The 20,368-nt window shown below is 60.3% G+C and carries 20 protein-coding genes; 5 read left to right on the top strand and 15 right to left on the bottom strand.

The genetic code is table 11. The features are described from left to right. Positions 1–114: 114 nt before the first annotated feature. From yidC to rpmH, 4 genes are read right to left on the bottom strand one after another with little or no spacing between them, the layout of a single operon-like run. A complete protein-coding gene (gene yidC / locus GJV26_RS15035) occupies positions 115–1,791 on the bottom strand; it encodes a membrane protein insertase YidC (protein WP_155709540.1) in 1,677 nt (558 codons plus the stop codon). Between the two features lie 9 nt (positions 1,792–1,800). After that, positions 1,801–2,046, bottom strand: coding sequence for a membrane protein insertion efficiency factor YidD (gene yidD, locus GJV26_RS15030; protein WP_155709538.1), 246 nt, complete (start codon positions 2,044–2,046; stop codon positions 1,801–1,803). Continuing rightward, complete coding sequence (gene rnpA, locus GJV26_RS15025; RefSeq protein ID WP_189441619.1) at positions 2,043–2,444, bottom strand: ribonuclease P protein component; 402 nt, start codon at positions 2,442–2,444, stop codon at positions 2,043–2,045. Before rnpA ends, yidD begins: the two co-directional genes overlap by 4 nt. 21 nt (positions 2,445–2,465) lie before the next feature. Next, positions 2,466–2,600: a 50S ribosomal protein L34 gene (gene rpmH / locus GJV26_RS15020; protein WP_040378179.1), complete on the bottom strand. Its 135-nt coding sequence runs from the start codon at positions 2,598–2,600 to the stop codon at positions 2,466–2,468. A gap of 26 nt (positions 2,601–2,626) precedes the next feature. Here rpmH and GJV26_RS15015 point away from each other — a divergent pair, with 26 nt between their 5' ends. The 4 genes from GJV26_RS15015 to gyrB all read left to right on the top strand — a co-directional run bounded on the left by GJV26_RS15015 (position 2,627) and on the right by gyrB (position 8,279). Beyond that, positions 2,627–2,776 (top strand): hypothetical protein, encoded by a 150-nt coding sequence (locus tag GJV26_RS15015; protein ID WP_155709534.1) that lies wholly within the window; start codon positions 2,627–2,629, stop codon positions 2,774–2,776. 257 nt (positions 2,777–3,033) lie between these two features. Next, entirely contained in the window at positions 3,034–4,461 is a 1,428-nt protein-coding gene (gene dnaA / locus GJV26_RS15010; RefSeq protein ID WP_155709532.1) for a chromosomal replication initiator protein DnaA, read from the top strand. A 165-nt stretch (positions 4,462–4,626) separates the two neighbouring features. Further along, positions 4,627–5,733, top strand: a complete 1,107-nt coding sequence (gene dnaN / locus GJV26_RS15005) for a DNA polymerase III subunit beta (protein WP_155709530.1) — start codon at positions 4,627–4,629, stop codon at positions 5,731–5,733. Positions 5,734–5,780: 47 nt separating this feature from the next. Further along, the gene (gene gyrB, locus GJV26_RS15000) at positions 5,781–8,279 is read left to right on the top strand and encodes a DNA topoisomerase (ATP-hydrolyzing) subunit B (RefSeq protein WP_155709529.1); all 2,499 of its coding nucleotides are present in this window, start codon (positions 5,781–5,783) and stop codon (positions 8,277–8,279) included. A gap of 47 nt (positions 8,280–8,326) precedes the next feature. On the opposite strand, the gene GJV26_RS29940 is transcribed toward gyrB, so the two are convergent. Together GJV26_RS29940 and GJV26_RS14990 are read right to left on the bottom strand one after the other, a co-directional pair. Then, positions 8,327–8,938: an FxDxF family PEP-CTERM protein gene (locus tag GJV26_RS29940; protein WP_189441617.1), complete on the bottom strand. Its 612-nt coding sequence runs from the start codon at positions 8,936–8,938 to the stop codon at positions 8,327–8,329. Between the two features lie 804 nt (positions 8,939–9,742). After that, a complete protein-coding gene (locus tag GJV26_RS14990; RefSeq protein ID WP_260117439.1) occupies positions 9,743–9,910 on the bottom strand; it encodes a JAB domain-containing protein in 168 nt (55 codons plus the stop codon). Positions 9,911–10,138: 228 nt separating this feature from the next. Here GJV26_RS14990 and GJV26_RS30630 point away from each other — a divergent pair, with 228 nt between their 5' ends. Further along, positions 10,139–12,898, top strand: coding sequence for a heparinase II/III domain-containing protein (locus GJV26_RS30630; protein ID WP_155709525.1), 2,760 nt, complete (start codon positions 10,139–10,141; stop codon positions 12,896–12,898). A gap of 590 nt (positions 12,899–13,488) precedes the next feature. Here the strand turns inward: GJV26_RS30630 and GJV26_RS14980 are convergent. The 9 genes from GJV26_RS14980 to GJV26_RS14940 all read right to left on the bottom strand — a co-directional run bounded on the left by GJV26_RS14980 (position 13,489) and on the right by GJV26_RS14940 (position 20,301). Next, positions 13,489–14,001, bottom strand: a complete 513-nt coding sequence (locus tag GJV26_RS14980) for a YgjV family protein (protein ID WP_155709523.1) — start codon at positions 13,999–14,001, stop codon at positions 13,489–13,491. 73 nt (positions 14,002–14,074) lie between these two features. Then, entirely contained in the window at positions 14,075–15,331 is a 1,257-nt protein-coding gene (locus GJV26_RS14975) for an NAD(P)/FAD-dependent oxidoreductase (protein WP_155709522.1), read from the bottom strand. Beyond that, on the bottom strand, positions 15,328–15,651 hold the full coding sequence (locus GJV26_RS14970) for a c-type cytochrome (RefSeq protein ID WP_155709521.1): 324 nt from the start codon (positions 15,649–15,651) through the stop codon (positions 15,328–15,330). Before GJV26_RS14970 ends, GJV26_RS14975 begins: the two co-directional genes overlap by 4 nt. Further along, positions 15,648–16,394, bottom strand: a complete 747-nt coding sequence (gene soxA, locus GJV26_RS14965; protein ID WP_155709520.1) for a sulfur oxidation c-type cytochrome SoxA — start codon at positions 16,392–16,394, stop codon at positions 15,648–15,650. Before soxA ends, GJV26_RS14970 begins: the two co-directional genes overlap by 4 nt. Further along, entirely contained in the window at positions 16,391–16,714 is a 324-nt protein-coding gene (gene soxZ / locus GJV26_RS14960; protein WP_155709519.1) for a thiosulfate oxidation carrier complex protein SoxZ, read from the bottom strand. The genes soxA and soxZ overlap by 4 nt, the downstream gene beginning before the upstream one ends. Beyond that, positions 16,714–17,166 carry a SoxY-related AACIE arm protein gene (locus tag GJV26_RS14955; protein WP_155709517.1) on the bottom strand — a complete coding sequence of 151 codons (453 nt, stop codon included), beginning with the start codon at positions 17,164–17,166 and terminating at the stop codon, positions 16,714–16,716. Before GJV26_RS14955 ends, soxZ begins: the two co-directional genes overlap by 1 nt. Further along, positions 17,163–17,555 carry a sulfur oxidation c-type cytochrome SoxX gene (gene soxX, locus GJV26_RS14950; RefSeq protein WP_229419306.1) on the bottom strand — a complete coding sequence of 131 codons (393 nt, stop codon included), beginning with the start codon at positions 17,553–17,555 and terminating at the stop codon, positions 17,163–17,165. The genes GJV26_RS14955 and soxX overlap by 4 nt, the downstream gene beginning before the upstream one ends. A gap of 86 nt (positions 17,556–17,641) precedes the next feature. Then, positions 17,642–19,804: a xanthine dehydrogenase family protein molybdopterin-binding subunit gene (locus tag GJV26_RS14945; protein WP_155709514.1), complete on the bottom strand. Its 2,163-nt coding sequence runs from the start codon at positions 19,802–19,804 to the stop codon at positions 17,642–17,644. After that, positions 19,801–20,301: a (2Fe-2S)-binding protein gene (locus GJV26_RS14940; protein WP_155709513.1), complete on the bottom strand. Its 501-nt coding sequence runs from the start codon at positions 20,299–20,301 to the stop codon at positions 19,801–19,803. The genes GJV26_RS14945 and GJV26_RS14940 overlap by 4 nt, the downstream gene beginning before the upstream one ends. Positions 20,302–20,368 lie beyond the last annotated feature (67 nt).

The following is a 20,368-nucleotide window of genomic DNA, read 5'->3' as shown; positions in this document are numbered from 1 at the left end:
GAGGGAATTCTAATGGATCGAAAAAAAACCCGTGTCGCGCACGGGTTTTTGTCTGGTACTGCCGGGTTCGTGTCATGGGGTCAGGCCCCTTGACACAAGCTCGGCTGTTAGCTGTTACTTCGCCGCGTCCGGCATCATCTTCTTGGTGATCACCCACTGCTGCGCGATCGAGAACAGGTTGTTGACGACCCAGTACAGCACGAGGCCGGACGGGAAGAACAGGAACATCACCGAGAACGCCAGCGGCATGAACAGCATCATCTTCGCCTGCATCGGATCGGCCGGCTGCGGGTTCAGCTTCATCGTTACGTACATCGAGATCGCATACAGCACCGGCAGGATGAAGAACGGATCCGGCTTGGTCAGGTCGGTGATCCAGCCCAGCCACGGCGCGCCGCGCATTTCGACGGACGAGTTCAGCACCCAGTACAGCGCGATGAACACCGGCATCTGCACCACGATCGGCAGGCAGCCGCCCAGCGGATTGATCTTCTCGGTCTTGTACAGCTCCATCATCGCCTGGTTCATCTTCTGCGGGTCGCCCTTGAAGCGCTCGCGGATCGACGTCATCTTCGGCGTGACCAGCTTCATCTTCGCCATGCTGCGGTAGCTGGCGGCGGACAGCGGGAAGAAGATCAGCTTGATGAGGATCGTGAAGGCGATGATCGTCCAGCCCCAGTTGCCCAGCGCACTGTGGATCTTTTCCATCACCCAGTACATCGGCTTGGCGATGATCGTCAGCATGCCGTAGTCCTTCACCAGTTCCAGGCCCGGCGACACGCGTTCCAGCGCCGTTTCTTCCTGCGGGCCGGAATACAGCTTGGCGTTGTTCGACACGGTGGCGCCCGGCGCCAGCGTACCCAGCGGCTGCACCACGCCGATCGAATAGGTGTTGTGGCCGACTTTACGCGTGAAGATGTCGTGCATCTGCTTGGCCTGCGGCACCAGCGCGGAAACGAAGAAGTGCTGCGAGATCGCCACCCAGCCGTTGTCGGCCTTGGTCGGGTGATCCGGCACGAAGTTCGCGTTCTCGCGGCGCGAAGCGTCTTCCTTCTCCACCTTCTCGAACGACAGCTTCTTGTAGTGGTCCGCTTCGGTGTACAGCGTCGGGCCGGTGAAGCTCGGGTTGAACCAGGAAGAGCCTTCAGGCTTGTTGCCGTCGTGGACCAGCTGCAGGTACAGCTCAGGATTGACCGGCGCCGTGCCGGTGTTGGTCACATCGTGACGCACGTCGATCGCATAGTCGCCACGCTTGAACGTGAACGTCTTGGTCAGGCGCACGCCGCCCTGTTCCGCATCCATCACCAGTTGCACCTGGTTGCCGTTGTCGAGCGCGCGCGGGCCCGGGCGAACGGTGAAGCCGGTGTTGTGGTTCGGCAGGTTCGCCGCGCCCACGAGGCCCGTCTGAGCCAGGTACACGCGATCGCCGGTCTGCTGGAACAGCTGCTGGTTCCGGGTCTTGTCGAAGCTGTCCTTGAACTTGAGCAGTTCGAGGCGCTTGATCTGGCCGCCCAGCGTGTCGATATCCACCTTGAACACGTCGGTCGTGATGGTCACGATCTGGCTCTGGAACGGTGCCGCGGTGCCGGGCACGGCGGCCGCGCCGGCCGTGGTGCCCACGGCGGCTGGCGTGCCGGCCGGCGTGGTTTTGCCGGCATCGGCCTGTGCGGTTTTCGGCGGCGGCGCCGCGAACATGGATGGCCTGCCGGTGGAGATCATCCACTCATTCCACAGGGCGACCAGTGAAACAGCGAAGACGATCCACAGGATTGTGCGTTTATTGAGATCCATTGGGTCAAATCAGGAGTGGTTGCAACCGCAAGCGGTTGGGGAATGCTTCGGCGGTACGGGATCAAACCCGCCCGCGTTCCACGGATGGCAGCGGCAGACGCGGCGCACGGCCAGCCAGCCGCCCTTCGCCGCGCCGTGCTCGCGCAGCGCTTCGAGCGCATAGTTCGAGCAGCTTGGGAAGAAGCGGCAGCTGGGCGGCATCAGCGGACTGATGGCGATCTGGTAGCCACGCAGCAGCAGCGCGAGCAATTTCATCGCCGCGCCTTCGCCTGGGCCTCGAACAGGCGCACCAGTTCGAGGCGCAGCATGACCTTCAGCTTCGCATTGGTGGCCGGACCGGCCTTGGTGTTGACCGCCTTGGACAGGCGCACGACACAGTCGATGGCCGGCAGGGCCGTGGTGCGAAACAGCTCGCGCGTTACGCGCTTGATGGTGTTGCGCGTGACCGCGCGGGGTGCCAGGCGTTTGGCAACGACAACGCCCAGCCGCGCATTTGGCAGCTGATTGGGGCGGGTATAGAGCACGAAGTGCGCGCTTTTCTGGGCTGGGCGCAAACGAAAAACGGATGAAAATTCATCCGTTTTAACGATGCGCCGAGCGCGCGCGAAGTCGTGGGAACCTTCGCCTGTCGAGCCGTTGGAACTGCTGTCCACGCTCAGCGAACAAGCGATGGCTTATACAGCCAGGCGCTTGCGGCCCTTGGCACGGCGTGCGTTCAGGACCTGACGGCCGCCACGGGTAGCCATACGTGCACGGAAGCCGTGGGTGCGCTTGCGGCGCACGACGGAAGGTTGGTAAGTACGTTTCATGTTGGTCTCGCTAAAGAAGCAAAAAAATGCAAAATCGGGCTGCCGCACCGCTGACGAGTCAGGCCGGGCGCCAGGTTATCCCTTCAGTTATTGGTGCCAATGACATTTCGCGCACTTATGCCCACAACGTCCGGCACAAGCTGGCCAATCTCATCGCCCGCAAGGATCCGCGCTGATCGTAAACTGAAAAAACACGGAGTACGGGCGGGGAACCCTGAATTATCGGCATTCGGACATGCCTTGTCAACAGCAGAACCGGCCTGCGACGGGCCTTTGGCCCCCATTTTTCGATAAAATCTGGTACAACCCTGTGGATAACTTGTGGGGTTCGGGAGTAGAATAGCGTGTTACGTGTGGCGCATATGGGCCGCCCCTGAACAATCTGGCAGCCGGCCCATGCTGCCCTCCCAAAGCTTTTGCAGATAGACGATTCATGGAAAATTTCTGGCAGACCTGTTCCGCCCAACTGGAACTGGAGCTGACTCCGCAACAATTCAGCGCGTGGATCAAGCCACTGGTGCCCCTCGATTATGAGAATGGCAAGCTGCGCATCGCGGCACCCAACCGCTTCAAGCTCGACTGGGTGAAATCCCAGTTCGCCAGCCGCATCACCGCCCTTGCATCGCAATACTGGGAGGCGCCGACCGAGGTGCAGTTCGTGTTGAACCCAACGCTGAACCCGCCACGTCCCAAGCCGACCGAGAGCGCCAGCACGAACACCGACAACGGCGGCATGCCGAACGGCGGTGGCGCGCCCTCCATGTATCCGGCGGACGTGCGCACCGGCGATCCGGTCACGCCACCGGCGGGCAACGAGTATGCGAACCAGCGCGGCCGCGAGCAAAGCAAAATCAACACCGATCTCACGTTCGACAGTTTCGTGACGGGTAAAGCCAACCAGCTGGCGCGCGCCGCCGCGATCCAGGTGGCCAACAACCCGGGCGTTTCGTACAACCCGCTGTTCTTCTACGGCGGCGTGGGCCTGGGTAAAACCCACCTGATCCATGCGATCGGCAACCAGGTGATGGCCGACCAGCCGGGCGCGCGCATCCGCTACATCCACGCCGAGCAGTATGTGCGCGACGTGGTCACCGCCTATCAGCGCAAGGGCTTCGACGACTTCAAGCATTACTACCACTCGCTGGACATGCTGCTGATCGATGATATCCAGTTCTTCGGCGGCAAGAGCCGCACGCAGGAAGAGTTCTTCTATGCGTTCGAGGCGCTGATCGCCGCGAAGAAGCAGATCATCATCACGTCGGACACGTATCCGAAAGAGATCACGGGCATGGACGACCGCCTGATCTCGCGCTTTGACTCCGGCCTCACGGTGGCGATCGAGCCGCCGGAGCTGGAAATGCGCGTGGCGATCCTGCTGAAGAAAGCCAAGTCGGAAGGCGTGACGCTGTCCGACGACGTGGCGTTCTTCGTGGCCAAGCACCTGCGCTCGAACGTGCGCGAGCTGGAAGGCGCACTGCGCAAGATCCTGGCTTACTCGCGCTTCCACGGCAAGGACATTTCGATCGATATCGTCAAGGAAGCGCTGAAAGACCTGCTCTCCGTGCAGAACCGCCAGATCAGCGTGGAAAACATCCAGAAGACGGTGGCGGACTTCTTCAACATCAAGGTCGCGGACATGTATTCCAAGCGCCGCCCTGCCAACATCGCGCGGCCACGCCAGATCGCGATGTACCTGGCCAAGGAGCTGACGCAGAAGAGCCTGCCGGAAATCGGCGAGCTGTTCGGCGGCCGCGATCACACCACGGTGCTGCACGCCGTGCGCAAGATCGCCCAGGACCGCACCAAGAACCCGGAGTGCAACCATGAATTGCACGTGCTGGAGCAGACGCTGAAAGGCTGATGGCTGCATTAACCCCAACAGCGGCTGCCGGGGTCTGACCCCGACGGGTCAGACCCCGGAAGTTTGCTTCTGGGGTTAATGACGTTCCTTCAACACTTTGCCATCCAGCTCAGCAACAATTAGCATTACAACTTATCGAGTTATTAATTTTTTTCGAGGATATCTATGCAACTGGTCAAAACCACCCGAGATACGCTTCTTCGGCCACTGCAGATCGTGAGCGGTATTGTCGAGCGTCGGCACACGATGCCGATTCTGGCCAATATCCTCATCCGCAAGGACGGCGAAGCGGTCTCGTTCCTGTCCACCGATACGGAAGTGCAGATCACCACCAACGCCAGCATCGGCTCCGGTGAGGAAGTGGCCGGCACCACGGTTGCCGCCCGCAAGCTGCTGGACATCCTGCGCGCACTGCCGGAATCGGGCGACGTGTCGCTGACGCTGGTGAACAAGCGCCTGACGGTGCAGAGCGGCAAATCGCGTTTCGCGCTGCAGACGCTGGCCGCCGAGGAATTTCCGACCGTACAGCAGGCGGAAACCTTCAACGCCTCGTTCACGCTGCCGCAAAAAACGCTGAAGCACCTGTTCAACATGGTGCATTTCTCGATGGCCCAGCAAGACATCCGCTATTACCTGAACGGCCTGCTGCTGGTGCTGGACGGCGAGAACGTGATCGCGGTCGCCACCGACGGCCACCGCCTCGCCTTCTGCCAGGTGAAGACGGAACAGGCGTTCGCGCGCCAGGAAGTGATCATTCCGCGCAAGACGATCATCGAGCTGCAGCGCCTGCTGGAAGAAAACGACGACCCCGTACAGCTGGATATCGCCGGCAACCAGGTGAAACTGGGCTTCACGGATATCGAACTGATCTCCAAGCTGGTCGAGGGCAAGTTTCCCGACTATACGCGCGTGATCCCGAAGGGCTACAAGAACGACTTCACGATCGGCCGCGATGAGCTGCTGCGCTCGCTGCAGCGCGCCGCCATCATGACCAGCGACAAGTTCAAGGGCGTGCGCTGCATCATCAGCCCGGGTTCGCTGAAGATCTCGTCCACCAACGCGGACCAGGAAGAAGCGGTCGAGGAACTGGAAATCGACTACGGCGGCGACAGCCTCGACATCGGTTTCAACGTCACGTACCTGCTGGACGTGCTGAACAACCTGAAGTGCGACCAGGTCAACGTGGCGCTGGGCGACAGCAATTCGTCCGCGCTGATCTCGATCCCGGACAATCCCGACTTCAAGTATGTCGTGATGCCGATGCGGATCTGATCATTCGCACAGTTGGAATCAACAGAAATTTATTGAGAAAGTAGTCCATGTCCGAACGCCCAAACCTAGTACCAGTGCAGGTCAACTCCGAAGATTACGGCGCCTCCTCGATCCAGATCCTGGAAGGCCTGGAAGCAGTTCGCAAGCGCCCCGGCATGTATATCGGTGACACCTCGGACGGCACCGGTCTGCACCACCTGGTATTCGAAGTGCTGGACAACTCGATCGACGAATCGCTGGCCGGCTACTGCACCGAGATCCACGTGACGATCCATTCGGACAACTCGATCTCGATCACCGACAACGGCCGCGGCATCCCGGTCGGTTTGAAGATGGACGACAAGCACGAACCGAAGCGCTCCGCCGCCGAGATCGTGCTGACCGAGCTGCACGCGGGCGGCAAGTTCGACCAGAACTCGTACAAGGTGTCCGGCGGCCTGCACGGCGTGGGTGTTTCGTGCGTCAACGCGCTGTCGAAGCTGCTGCGCGTGACCGTGCGCCGCGACGGCAAGGTGCACCAGATGGAATTCGTGCGCGGCGTGCCGCAGAACCGCGAGATCGAGATCCGCGACGGCGTGGCCGTTTCGCCGATCAAGGTGATCGGCGAAACCGATAAGCGCGGCACCGACGTGCACTTCTGGGCCGACGAAGAAATCTTCAGCCACGTGGAATTCCACTACGAGATCCTGGCCAAGCGCATTCGCGAACTCTCGTTCCTGAACAACGGCGTGAACATCAAGCTGTCCGACCAGCGCACCGGCAAGGATGAAACCTTCGCGTTCGAAGGCGGCACCCGCGGCTTCGTCGAGTACATCAACAAGGCCAAGACGGTGCTGCATCCGACCGTGTTCCAGGCCACGGGCGACCGCATGTCGGACCAGAACACGAACATCTCCGTGGATGTGTCGATGCAATGGAACGATGCCTTCAATGAACAGGTACTCTGCTTCACGAACAACATCCCGCAGCGCGACGGCGGTACCCACCTGACAGGCCTGCGCGCGGCGATGACGCGCGTGATCAACAAGTACATCGACGAGCACGACTTCGCCAAGAAGGCGAAAGTGGAAATCTCCGGCGACGACATGCGCGAAGGCCTGACCTGCGTGTTGTCCGTAAAGGTGCCGGAGCCGAAGTTCTCGTCGCAGACGAAAGACAAGCTGGTGTCCTCCGAAGTGCGCGGCCCGGTCGAGGAGATCGTGGCGAAGACGCTGACGGACTTCCTGATGGAGAAACCGCACGACGCCAAGATCATCTGCGGCAAGATCGTCGAAGCGGCGCGCGCCCGCGAAGCGGCCCGCAAGGCCCGCGACCTGACGCGCCGCAAGGGCGTGATGGATGGCCTGGGCCTGTCGTCGAAACTGGCCGACTGCCAGGAACGCGACCCGGCGCTGGCCGAACTGTACATCGTCGAGGGTGATTCCGCAGGCGGCTCCGCCAAGCAGGGCCGCGACCGCAAGTTCCAGGCGATCCTGCCGCTGCGCGGCAAGGTGCTGAACGTGGAAAAGGCGCGCTTCGAGAAGATGCTGTCTTCCGAGCAGATCACCACGCTGATCGCCACGCTGGGCACGTCGATCGGCCCGGACGAGTTCAACGTCGAGAAGCTGCGCTACCACCGCATCATCATCATGACCGACGCGGACGTCGACGGCGCCCACATCCGCACGCTGCTGCTCACGCTGTTCTACCGCCAGATGCCGCAGCTGGTGGAACGCGGCCACATCTACATCGCCCAGCCGCCGCTGTACAAGGTGAAGGCCGGCCGCGACGAGCGCTACCTGAAGGACGACGTGGAAGAAGCCAGCTACATGATGACGGTGGCGCTGAACACCGCCGTGCTGACCCCGCGCGACGGCGCCGACCCGATCACCGGCGAACCGCTGACCGAACTGGCTCGCCAGTACAACCTGGCCAACGCCGTGATGCTGCGCCTGACCCGCGTGATCGACCGCGCCGCGCTGACCGCCATCATGACCGGCGTACAGCTCGACCTGTCGACCACCGACGCGGCGCAGGCATCCGCCCAGGCGCTGGCCGACAACATCAACGATCCGGCGGTGACCGTGTCGGTGCGCTCGGATGAACTGTCCGACAAGCACATGCTGCGCATCGCACGCATGCATCACGGTAACGTGCGCGTGTCGACGATCGACGCCGACTTCGTCAGCGGCGCCGATTATGGCGTTCTGTCGAATGCGGCCGCAACCTTCACCGGTTTGATCGGCGAGGGTGCCATCATCCGGCGCGGTGAAGGCGAGCGCACCAAGGAATCGACCGTGCGGGACTTCCACGAAGCGATGCAGTGGCTGCGCGACGAAGCGGAACGTACCGTTTCGAAGCAGCGCTATAAAGGTCTGGGCGAGATGAATCCGGAACAGCTGTGGGAAACCACGATGGACCCGACCGTGCGCCGCCTGCTGAAGGTGCAGATCGAGGATGCCATCGCAGCCGACCAGATCTTCACGACGCTGATGGGGGACGATGTGGAGCCGCGCAGGAACTTTATCGAGACGAATGCGCTGAGGGCGGGGAATATCGACGTTTGATGTTTTTATGCTAGCCGTTCAAAAGGGGCCTCGCGGCCCCTTTTCTTTTAACTGGCCTTCTTGCGGCGACGCGCCGCGACGCCCACTGCGCCCAGGCCCAACAGCATCATGCCGTACGTGGACGGTTCCGGCACAGCGGCGACGGTATAGCCGAACGTGAAGGTAGCCGAATTCCAGATGGCGTCGGCACCCGGCAGGTCGTCCATGTTTTCCGCGAACTCCAGGCGCAGGATGCCGTCCTGGCCGACGCTGAAGCTATAGTCGCCGTGCTCCGCACCGGTATCGAGGTTGCGGAAATCCACGCTGCCAGTGTAGTGGTCGGTACCTGCGTGATAACCTCCGTTCGGATCGGCCAGGAAGCTGGGCAGGAAGTAAAGCTGGTTCCATTGCAGGCTGTCGCTGAGCTGCACATATGCCTCGTTGATCATGCTGCCCTGGTTGGCGGTCAGCGTGACATCCCAGGTGAATGTGTTCAGGTGCGAGCGCGCACCGAGGTCCACCTCCACGATGGTATTGCCTTCCCAGCTGAGATACGTATTGCTTGCCACGTCGGCCAGCGTGATCGTCTTGGTCAGGTCCGCCGCGTTGGCGGCCCCGCCGATGGCGCATGCCGCGATGGCGGCGAACATCACACTACGTACCGGTTTCAGGTTTTTCACTTATTGCCCTTTCGAAGTTAGGTGCTGCGTTGGGTGTGAAAAAAATAACACCGGCTGGACGGTTTGGCAGTCCCCCGAAAGTCTAGTCGGTAGCGAATTAAAGGAAAAACAACAGTCGAGAAGAACTAATAAGGTTGCTGTGAAGACGAGCCGCGCTGCCTCACTGCTGGCTGGCCGTCACTGCCAAGCTAAGGTAAAGTAGGCTTCGGCTGACTTCCGGTTTCGGCCAGGAGCGGTCATTGAAGCACTTGGCTTGCACCAATAATTGCGCACTGAAAACGAGCAACATTGTGTCTGATGATAAAAAAAATAGAAATCTTCGAAATGGCTATTGGCGATATCGGCGTATGGGTCGACGGTGGAATTCACCCGCTTCCAACTGATGCATGCGCGTTGCAGTTTTCTCGGCTATGGTCCTAGTTTGCTTACGGTAGCAGCCGTCGTCTCGTCACAGTAGTTATTAACGACGACTTTCGCCTGAACGGACGCAGCTACCGCGACACTGCATTTCCCTGTTGCAGTTGCAACCTGCTGAGTGGCATGTCCAAACGAAGCAGCCGTGAGGGCTACTACCGTCGTGACGGCTTAAAGCTGCCGATCACTGAGCATTGCCGCGCTCGATGGAGCGCCAGTTCACCTGAACTTGTGCGTCCTGTGCTGCGGTAGCAGCCGTGCTGCCATTTCCAGTCTGCGCATCCTGATTGCCCGGGGCGACAGACTTAGGGACAGTTTGTTCAGCATTAGCAGCAGCTGACTCGCGGTAATAGCCTCTCGATGATCGGCCCAATCCGGCCGGTCAGCACTTCAAAATTTATACCTGACGGTGTTCGGCGAACGAGTGTGTCGAGTCTCGGCCACAATAATGTGGTCCGCCACACGGATATCAACAAAGTTCAGTGCCTGGACTAACGTACGGGTGAGACGCACATCTGCCTTGCTCGGCTCCGGCAATCCCAATGCGTGATAGTGCACCAAGTCTCCCAGCTTCAAGCGCGTGCTATCTCTTCTCACAGATTTTTGTATCAAATCAGCAAAGTCTAGAAAATAATTCGGTTTTTATTATAAATAAGGCAATTATCACGTATAATTTTATGGGTTTTACAAAAAATTTTTCAGAGACTAGTAACTTGGTAGTTCCATTCTGCTCGTTCTCGACTGTAAAGCCAAAGAGTATTCATACTGACCTGAACGGAGTCCATCGTGATCAAATTTCTTGCATTATCTATTTCTCTTATGGGAGTAGCACAGGCTGCTCCGACAATCGAATATTTTTATTCCGATTCAAACCATGTCGTCCCAGGGCAAAGTATCAATTTGTATTGGAAAGTCGAGGGTGCCACTAGGATTATATTGAACGGACTTGCAGTGACTGGCAATTCGACCAATGTCGTCATACCATCGGCAGCAGCTAGCAGCGCAGTGAGTTACAAGCTCGATGTCAGTGATATTGCCGGGAACATCGTCTCCAAAACCATAACGCCACAACCAGGGAAAATGCTTAATGGAGAAAGGATTACAGAGGCTTACGTTCCCGGCTGCACATTCACCACAGCGGACTTTTTTACGAATCATTTCGTTCCACGCATTGAACCTCGCGATTGCACAGAAGTAAAAGTAACCCAGCCCATATTTGTTTGGCCACAAGTACCAGATATGGCAACGGGGGTTAATATGACTTTCACCCTGAGCCGCGTAAACTCCGACAACACAAGACAAGTTGTTTATACGACGAACACGACCACTCCACGTATTATCCTGCCGTCAAATATTATGACGCCCGGCTCTTATATTTGGAAGGTATCATACATCAACAGAAACAACCAGGCAAAGACAAGCAATGAACGCCGTTTCATTTTTAACGAAATGAAATATGCGAACATGCCTGCAGCAAGTGCCGTAATTGCAGCAGTCATGGCACGTCCGCATCCGCGGGTTTTACCACGCGATGCCAACAAGCAGCCAATATCCGCCGCTATATTGCAGCAGAAAATCGCGGCGGGCCTGGAGAAGCCTGCTTTCGACAAATATTTTTATCAAGCAAAACAGGTTGATATCGGCAATAAAGATTACACTAACTCTGTTGTTTTACCCGAGCCGGCAACAAAAGAGCAAGCATTCAATGTAGCAAAAGCACAGATGAATGCAGTGGAATGGCTAGCATTTGCATCGCACTTGGATACCAGCCTTGACGCCACGGCAATTGCCCGTTACCGCACCAAGGCTATTGACCGCATGGTTGCCACTGCAACATGGAAAACTGGGCTAGACGGTGTTACCAGCGAATATATTGATGACCAAGCAAATCGTGTCATCATGAGCACGCTGGCGTTAGGCCTGGATCTGTTGCAGAACCAAATGTCCGAAGCGCAAATTAACACAGTGATTGTTGCGATTAACGAACGATTACAGATTACCACAACCAAACTCGACGGTAATCTAAATGGCGACAGCTATTACTCCAACCTATCCAGAAAACCTCTCGACTCCCATAATCTCGCGGCAGTACATTACGTTACCCAAACACTGATGTATGCATCCGGAATACAAACAAAAAATTACGAGATCGATGCAAACTACCAGCAACTTGCAAAATCATGGGAGCGCATGGTTACTACAATGGGCGCTTGGGGAGGCAGTGCCGACAGCGCCCTTGGCGACGGCACTTTCTATGGCTGGATGGCCATGGAAATTTATGCCCCCATGCTCGCAACATATCGGATCATAGCAGGTGCGAATCTGCATGAAACGCCGCCGTTCGCTAACATAGTGAATAATTTCATCGCATTCACTCCACGTCACCGGATTTTCGATTCAGTGATGGGGGCGTTTGGCGATGCAACAGAAAAACGTGGAACATATCTATCATATGCACACTCAACTTATCGCCTGTTTGCTCATCTTTCACGTCGCGAGATTGATCAATGGTATGCCACCGAGACTACTGAGACAGTGCCAACTGTAGTTAAGTCAATCTACTCCTTCTTGATGTATGGAATAGATTCGCAGATTTCAGCTCCGGGAAATACGCCAATCCTGCCGGCTTCCTATCTATTCGAAGACGCTGGAACGGTAGCAATGCATTCCATATCTTCCGACCCTCTCCGATCGAGCCTTTACTTCCGGTCAAGCAAGCTCGGATCGTTCAGCCATAATCATGCTGACAATAATGCATTTACATTTGTCTCAAGAGGCGAAGATATCTTCATTTCTGGCGGGATTTATCCCTCCTATGGAGGCGAGGTATATCAGGCAACGCGACGTGCGACAAGGTTTAAAAATGCCATTACATTCGATGATGGCCTCGGCCAGGCTTACAATACTGACAAACCAAATTTGCCCGTTTTTTCAATGCAAGCGAGTGGGAAGTTGATTAATTATTACCATAAAGATGACGATGATAAACCCTGGTCAATCGCTACGGGTGATGCCACCAATGCATATCGTCAGTTTACCGATAAAGCAACACCCCAATGGCAGCCACTTCTTAACAAGGCGATACGCACGGTTGCTTACAATCGAAAAGCCGGCATCGCTGTTATTTATGATTATGCTGAAAGCCCGATTCCACGTCGATGGGAAGCAAATTTCCAGACTTTGAAACCAGTATCTCTCCCCAGCTCCACGAGTGATCGAATGATCAGGGTGCGACGGAAGGACGGCAGCGATGTTTGCGTCGTATATCATGGATATAATGGAAAATGGACAACGGAATCCATGGGAAAATACTATCCCGAACCAACAGACAAAGACGGGATACTGATTCCTGAAACCACTCAATTCCATACAACGTACACCACGGATAACCTTTCTTCCATATACAGCGGAGTTACAGTTATTACAGAGGATTGCAATGATGCTGACGATGTACCGGTCAAATACATCGAGGGATTAAAATATACTCTGCAGTTCAACGGCAAAGCACTACATTTCGACCGCGAAAAAGTACAAATCTCTGAGTAAGTAGCCGTTACACAGTAACCCCACCTCCCGGTGGTGTTACTTGTGTTATCACCGCCCACCATTACGATCCTCCGCAGGAATACTTGCCAAACCATAGTCAGCTCATTATCTTCTTTTAAAGATAATAATGCAACGTAGCAGATTTATTTTTTACTTAATGTCTTGTGGCAAGATATTGTTTAATTTTCAATAAAATAGTCATATATCTACTTACTATTTAGCACATAACCAAATTGGCCCAGTCTCACAATATTCGGAAAATCCGGTACCGGAACCTGATATTGGGTCACCAAGCTTAGTTCTTGAATTAATCTTCTCAGCAAAAAATCTGTTCACCAAACCCCGCACGGCGGCGATGGCCTCTCGATGATTGGCCCATTCCGGCCAGCCATCACTTCAAAATGCAAACCTGACTCCTGGGGTGTACTCCAGGACTGATGGGTAAACGTCTCCTTGGGGCGGAACCGGACTGACCAGTCTTAACCGTCATTGGGAAAATTCGCCAACCTGAGTTCGAGTTTGTATTGCCATGGAGCTTGTTTACTCGCTGTTTCGGGAAACAATACCAAGAGACTTTCCATCTCCGGCAATCAGGCGACCAGCGCCGCCCGTTGCCGCGCCATCCGCCCAATAGTCACGATATTGACCAAGGCAACCACCACTTCCAGCGCCGTGCCGCCGACCGAACCGGCGATCACGTTGTTGGCGATCCAGCAGAACGTCCCCACCAGCATCACCAGCCGCATCGGAATACCCTGCAACAGGAACAGCGCCAGCGTGCCCAGGCACGATGCGGTCAGCGGCAGCCAGTCGCTGGGCTGCCTTGCCAGGTAAAGTCCGAGGGCGATGTTGATCGCCACGACCGCCAGCGCCACCCAGACCGAGCGGGTGCGCAGCGCCAGCAGCGAACGCAGCAGCGACATCGTGGAACTTGCCACGGCCGTCGGGTTGCCGAGCAGCGCGAAGTGCACGACGTACGCCAGGCATTCGCCGGCCATGAACAATTTGAAGCGGCGGTCGTCGGTCTGCAGGAAGGAGCCGACGCCGAGCACGAACGCAACGTAGCCGACGCATTGCGCCGGCGAGAACCAGTCGATGGGCATGAAACGGAAAGGGTGGAAAGCGGCCGGCGATTATAGCGGAGTCACCGGGCGAAGCCTCCGGGCGGGCCGCAGCTCACCCCAGCGTATCGGCCCGGATATTGGCGGCCCAGTTCATCGCATACGCCCCTTCCAGCGAGTTCGCCTCCTTCGACACGCCGCCGGACCCCGCCACCACGAGCAGCGTTTTCCTGGCCGCATCCCAGGCGTGCACGGAAGCGACGTGGATCACATCCTGGTCGGACACGAAGCTGTAGCAGGTGTTGGTCAGCACCGGCGCGGGGTTCGGCGCACGGCCGGCGAGCAGGTCGACGACCGCCGCGGCGCATATCTTGGCATGCTGGTTCGCCATGTGGGCGGACTTGGGCATCAGCGGCGCAGTCTGGATCGCGTCGCCGATCACGTGCACGTTCGGTACCCGCGCCGATGCGAACGTGAGGAAATCGACTTCGCACCAGCGCCCGTTCACGTTCGCGAGCCCGGCACCGGAAGCGATCGCGCCGGCGCGGTGCGGCGGTATCGCATTGAGTACGTCCGCCTTCACCTTTTCGCCCAGCTCGGAAACGGCGGTGCGGCCGGCCGCATCGATCTCCACCGCACGAAAGCCCGGCCGATATTCGACGATGCCGCCATAGCGTTCTTTCCAGATCTTCTTGAACAGCGGCCCTTTCGAAACCACATCCTCGTTCGCATCGAGCAGCAGCACCTTCGAGCGCGGCTTGTGGCGGCTGAAGTAATGCGCCACCTGGCAAGCTCGCTCGTACGGACCGGGCGGGCAGCGGTACGGCGCCGGCGGCACCGTCAGCGCATACACGCCGCCATCGGGCATGGCTTCGAGCTGCGCGCGCAGCGCGACCGTCTGCGCGCCGGCTTTCCATGCATGGAGGATCGGGCCATCGGCTGCCATGCCCGGCAGTTCAGCGAACAGGAATTCGATGCCTGGCGAGACGATCAGGCGGTCGTAGGCCAGCCGGCCGCCGCTCGCCAGCGCCACCGTGCGCTTGTCGATATCGATACTCGTGACGCTGTCCCGCACGATGCGCACCCCATGACGGGCCGCGAGCGCGTCGTAGCCGTATGTCAGGTCGCCGATCCGGCGCGAACCGCCCAGCACCAGGTTCGACAACGGGCACGAAACGAATGCCGCATTCGGTTCCACCAGCGTGACGTCGACTTCGCCACCACTCCACATGCGCACGTAGCGCGCGGCCGTCGCGCCGCCGTAGCCGCCGCCGATGACGACCACGTGCGGCTTCGCGCGGGGCGCCACGGCGGCGCAACCGGACAGCACCACCGCCGCGCCGGCGGCCTGCAGCAGTTCGCGGCGCTTCATGGCCGGTCTCCCTTCTGCGCGGCGAACCACGCGGCGACCTGTTCGAGCTGTTCGTCCGTATAACCCTTCGCCAGCTGGGTCATGATCGTGGCGGGCCGGCTGCCTTCCTTGAACGCCTTCAGGCTCGCCAGCAGCGTCTCCTTCGGCTGGCCGGCCAGCGGCGGCAGCACGGCATTTTCCGTCGCGTTCACACGCGCGCCGTGGCAGGCGGTGCAGGTGGCCGCCAGCCGCTCGCCGGCCGATACCGGTTGGGCCGCGAATGCCGGGGCACACGCCAACGCCAGCAGCAGCAATGTCATCGCCATCGTCATCGTCCTCATGGCCGTACTCCCGGGGATTCCATCTTCATGCCTTCAGACCGCACGGCCAGCCAGGCTTCCAGGTCGACCAGGTCCTGGGCATCCGGCGGCGGTACCGCGGCGCGCACGCCGGTCATGCAGTTGCGCAGCCGCCGCTGCAGGCTGCCCATGCCCTGCCATTCGAGCCGGTAGATCGGGTACGCGTTCGCGTGCCCTTGCGGGATCGTGGCGCCGGCCAGCTTGCGGCCCCAGTTGTCGTCGTGGCACTGGGCGCACGACATGTTCAGCTGGCCGATACGCTGGTTGAACAGTTGCCTGCCGCGCTCCGCCGCGGCCCGCGTGCCGGCGTCGCGCGGTGGAGCGACCGGCATGCCGCGCGACTGCAATGCGATGTACGACTGCAGCGCCAGCACTTCATCCGAATCCGGCCGGGATGCCGGCGCTCCCTGCTTGCCGACGCGGCACTGCTCAATGCGCCGGCCCAGCGTGATCACGCGCCCGCTGCCCTTGTCGAACGCGGGAAAACGCGCCGCCACGCCGCGCATGCCGGTTTTCGCATCGCCGTGGCACGCGGCGCAACTCCTGTCCCCCCCCGCGCTCCAGGCAGCCTCCCCGTTCGCAACCCATAGCATCGCGGGATTCTGGGTATCGTCGCGCTGCATCGCGCGGGTGGATTCACCCATGAAGTCGGACCCGGACCTGCGCGCGTCCTGCGCCACTGCGGCCAGCGCCACGAACATCAGCGCGAAAGGCGCCGCGTTCATGGCGTGACTGTGAGCGCGATGCGCTCGGTCTGCGAGAAACCGTTGTCGCCGGCCCAGCTGAATTCCAGCATGCCCGTCTTCGTCGCGACGGTGAAGAAGGCGATGTACGGATTAGCGGAGATCGCCGGGTGCAGCTCGGCGGCGAACACCTGCTCGCCATCGTACCGGCAGGCGAAGCGGCGGATGATGTCCTGCGGCAGCGGCTTGCCGTCCGCGCCGGGGCGGTAGCCGGATTCCATCGGATGCGCGATCAATGCGCGGATTTCGATCACCTCTCCCTGCTTCGCCGTCTTGGGCATGTGGACCAGCGCGCGTGCCATCACATCGCCTCGCCTTCGATGCAGGCGGCAAGGGTGACGATCACGTCCACGGCCTGCTGCCAGCAGCTGCCGTCGCTCATCCTCGCCACGGCCACCAGCTTCTGCGACGTGGCCAGGCGGATGCGCGTGGACACTTGCGCCTTGCCGGCGCGCGGGCCCAGCGTGAATTTCACCACGTCGGTTTCCGGATTGCGCTCGTTGAAGATCGCGATGCCGGGCACGTGGTCCTGCGGCGTCATGGGGCTGTCGACGCGGATCGTGACCGGCACCGCGTTGCCGTTGTCGATCAGCTGGGCGATGTCGAATGTCACGCGGCCCGTTTGCGGCGGCTTGCCACCCGTGTAGGCGGCGATCGCGGCAGCCATTTCCTGCGGCGCGGCGGTGGCCGGGCGCACCAGCGCCAGCAGCGTGCCGGCAGCCAGCAACCGGCGGCGGCGGTTCGGCACGGTCATGGCGCATCCTTCAATGTCGCCAGGTATGCCACGACATCCTCGATCTGCTGGGCGCTCAGGATCGTCTTGCCTGCATGGGCCGGCGCCACGCGCTGCAGGCCTGCAGTGCGGTAGTAGGACGGCATGATCGTGGCTGGGTTCAGGCGGGCGGAATCGGCGATGCGCAGGCGCAGTTGCGGGACTGTCCAGCGCGCGCCGGCACCGGCGAGGTTCGGGGCCAGGTCGCCCTGGAAACGTTCTTCCGGAATCGGCGCCGTGTGGCACAGCCGGCACAGGCCCACGTGGCGGTCGGCGACGATGGCGCGGCCGCGTTGCGGGTCGCCAGGCGTGGCGCCGGGAAGCGGCGAGGCGATGCCGTCGGCCTGGGCGAAAGAAGACGCGGCGGCCAACAATATCGGGGACAGACCCCTTGCCAACGTCAGCGGCCAGGGGGACGGGCCAATGGCGACGGGGTCAGTCCCCTGATGCATCGCCGTTACGCCTTCTTGAGGCTGTGGTTCTTCAGCGGCAGGTCGCGGATGCGCTTGCCGGTGGCGGCGAAGATCGCGTTCAGCACGGCGGGCGCCGCCACGGCGATCGTCGGTTCGCCCACGCCGCCCCAGAAGCCGCCGGAAGGAATGATGATCGTCTCCACGGCGGGCATTTCGTCGATCTTCATCACCTGGTAAGTGTCGAAGTTGGACTGTTCCATCTGACCGTCCTTCACCGTGCATTCGCCGTACAGCGCGGCAGAGAGGCCGTAGACGAACGAGCCCTCCACCTGCGCATCGATCTGCTGCGGGTTCACCGCGTGGCCCGGATCGGTGGCGGCCACGATGCGGTGGATCTTCAGCTTGCCATCCTTCGATACCGAGACTTCGGCGCAGGCGGCCACGTAGCTGCCGAAGCCCATCGTCTGCGCCAGCCCGCGATAGACGCCTTTCTTCGGCTTCCTGTTCCAGCCCACCCGTTCGGCCACCGCATCCAGCACGGCCAGGTGCTTCGGGCTGTCCTTCATCAGCTTGCGGCGCAGCGCCAGCGGGTCCTGCTTCGTGGCATGCGCGATCTCGTCGATGAAGCATTCGAGGTACACGGCATTCTGGTTCAGGTTCACGCCGCGCCAGAAGCCCGGCGGCACCGGCGGGTTGCGCATCGCGTGGTCGACCAGCAGATTGGGCACCGTGTAGCCGATCGAGGCATCCGTACCCGGCGCGTTCAGGCCCTGGAACACGGCGCCATCCTTGCCGTTCTTGATATTGCCGGGGAACAGGGCCGCCACGATCGACTGGCCCGAGATGCGCATGTGCAGCGCCGTCAGGTTGCCGGCCTTGTCCAGCCCCGCCGTGAGCTTGCACTGCGTGACCGGGTGGTAGCGGCCGTGCAGCATGTCCTCTTCGCGGGTCCAGATCAGTTTTACCGGCGTGCCCGGCATTTCCTTCGCGATCTGCACGGTCTGGCGCACCCAGTCGTGCACGGCGCCGCGCCGGCCGAAGCCGCCGCCCAGGTGGATCTTGTAGACGTCGCACTTTTCCTGCGGCAGGCCGGCCGCTTCCGATGCGGCGGCCAGCGCGGCTTCACCGTTCTGCGTGGGCGTCCATACCTCGCAGCGCTCCGGCGTCCAGCGCGCGGTGGCGTTCATCGTTTCCATCGTCGCGTGGTTCTGGTGCGGGTAGGAATACACGGCTTCGATGCGGCGCGCAGCACCGGCCAGCGCCGCTTTCGCATCGCCGTTCGCGTTGCCCACGGCCGCTTCCGGCGCGTCCAGCCCGGCCTTCAGCATGGCCGCCACGCCGGCGCTGGAAAGGCCGGCGTTCGGGCCCTTGTCCCACTCGATCGGCAGCGCGTCGAGCGCGGTCTTGGCGCGCCACCACGTATCGGCGACAACGGCCACGGCCGAGTCACCCACCTGCAGCACCTTCTTTACGCCCGGCTTGTCCTTGATCGCCTCGGCGTTGAAGCTTTTCACCTTCCCGCCGAAGACGGGGCAATCCTTGATCGCCGCGTTCAGCATGCCGGGCATCGCCAGGTCCATGCCGTAGACCTGCTTGCCGGTGGTCTTGTCGACGGTGTCGAGTCGCGCCAGGCGCTTGCCGGCGATCTTCCACGCCTTCGGGTCTTTTACCGTTACATCCTTGGGCGCTTCCAGCTTGCCCGCCGCATCGGCCACCTTGCCATAGGTGACGGTGCGGCCGCTGGGCACGTGCGTGATCACGCTGTTGGCAGCAGTGCATTCCGTGACCGGCACGCCCCATTGCGTTGCCGCGGCCTGCACCAGCATCATGCGCGCGGCGGCACCGCCCTTGCGCACGTATTCATGCGAGCCGCGCACGCCATTGCTGCCGCCTGTGGAGTAGCTGCCCCATACGCGCTTGCGCGCCAGGTTCGTGCCGGGCGTCGGATACTCGGTGGTGACCCGGCTCCAGTCGGCATCGAGTTCTTCGGCCACCAGCTGCGCCAGGCCCGTCAGCGTGCCCTGCCCCATCTCGGAACGCGCGATGCGGATGACGATCGTGTCGTCCGGCTTCACGACCACCCAGGCGTTGATTTCGGGAGCCGGCGTGCCCTGTGCCTGCGCCGCGAAGGGAATGTGAAAGGCAACCACCAGGCCGGCGGACTGGCCGAGGAAGCGGCGGCGGGCGGGAGATATGACGTTGCTCATGCCTTGCCTCCGTCACGATGTTCGATGGCCAGCCCGGCGCTCTTCGGATCGCCGCCGCGCGCCACCAGGTGGATCGCCTTGCGCACCCGGTTATAGGTGCCACAGCGGCAGATGTTGGTCATCGCCGCATCGATGTCGGCGTCGGTGGGTTTCGGTTTTTCCTTCAGCAGCGCAGTGGCGGCCATGATCATGCCGGACTGGCAAAAGCCGCACTGCGGCACGTCCAGCGCCGTCCATGCCTTTTGCACCGGGTGCGAGCCATCGGGCGACAGGCCTTCGATCGTCACGATCTTCATCTGCTCCGTCACCGTGGAAACGGGTCGCACGCAGCTGCGCGATGCTTCGCCGTCGATGTGCACGGTACAGGCGCCGCACTGCGCGATGCCGCAGCCGTACTTGGTGCCGGTCAGGCCCAGCTGCTCGCGCAGCACCCACAGCAGCGGGGTATCGTCTTCCGCCTGGAATTCGCGGACCTGTCCGTTCACGTTCAGCTTCATGCCTGTCTCCGGAAGAGTTTGGGTGCGTAGCGCAAATATCTTACTTGTTTTTCACCTATCTGTATTC

The sequence above is a fragment of the Pseudoduganella dura genome (genome assembly GCF_009727155.1).
Lineage (GTDB): Bacteria > Pseudomonadota > Gammaproteobacteria > Burkholderiales > Burkholderiaceae_D > Rugamonas > Rugamonas dura.
Note: the sequence above shows the minus strand (reverse complement) of the source record. Positions and strands in the feature narration are given on the sequence as shown.

Coding starts and splice junctions, on each gene's coding strand:
- yidC (WP_155709540.1), bottom strand. CDS start 1,791: ATGGATCTCAATAAACGCACAATCCTGTGGATCGTCTTCGCTGTTTCA.
- yidD (WP_155709538.1), bottom strand. CDS start 2,046: ATGAAATTGCTCGCGCTGCTGCTGCGTGGCTACCAGATCGCCATCAGT.
- rpmH (WP_040378179.1), bottom strand. CDS start 2,600: ATGAAACGTACTTACCAACCTTCCGTCGTGCGCCGCAAGCGCACCCAC.
- GJV26_RS15015 (WP_155709534.1), top strand. CDS start 2,627: ATGCAAAATCGGGCTGCCGCACCGCTGACGAGTCAGGCCGGGCGCCAG.
- dnaA (WP_155709532.1), top strand. CDS start 3,034: ATGGAAAATTTCTGGCAGACCTGTTCCGCCCAACTGGAACTGGAGCTG.
- dnaN (WP_155709530.1), top strand. CDS start 4,627: ATGCAACTGGTCAAAACCACCCGAGATACGCTTCTTCGGCCACTGCAG.
- gyrB (WP_155709529.1), top strand. CDS start 5,781: ATGTCCGAACGCCCAAACCTAGTACCAGTGCAGGTCAACTCCGAAGAT.
- GJV26_RS14980 (WP_155709523.1), bottom strand. CDS start 14,001: ATGCCCATCGACTGGTTCTCGCCGGCGCAATGCGTCGGCTACGTTGCG.
- GJV26_RS14975 (WP_155709522.1), bottom strand. CDS start 15,331: ATGAAGCGCCGCGAACTGCTGCAGGCCGCCGGCGCGGCGGTGGTGCTG.
- GJV26_RS14970 (WP_155709521.1), bottom strand. CDS start 15,651: ATGAGGACGATGACGATGGCGATGACATTGCTGCTGCTGGCGTTGGCG.
- soxA (WP_155709520.1), bottom strand. CDS start 16,394: ATGAACGCGGCGCCTTTCGCGCTGATGTTCGTGGCGCTGGCCGCAGTG.
- soxZ (WP_155709519.1), bottom strand. CDS start 16,714: ATGGCACGCGCGCTGGTCCACATGCCCAAGACGGCGAAGCAGGGAGAG.
- GJV26_RS14955 (WP_155709517.1), bottom strand. CDS start 17,166: ATGACCGTGCCGAACCGCCGCCGCCGGTTGCTGGCTGCCGGCACGCTG.
- GJV26_RS14945 (WP_155709514.1), bottom strand. CDS start 19,804: ATGAGCAACGTCATATCTCCCGCCCGCCGCCGCTTCCTCGGCCAGTCC.
- GJV26_RS14940 (WP_155709513.1), bottom strand. CDS start 20,301: ATGAAGCTGAACGTGAACGGACAGGTCCGCGAATTCCAGGCGGAAGAC.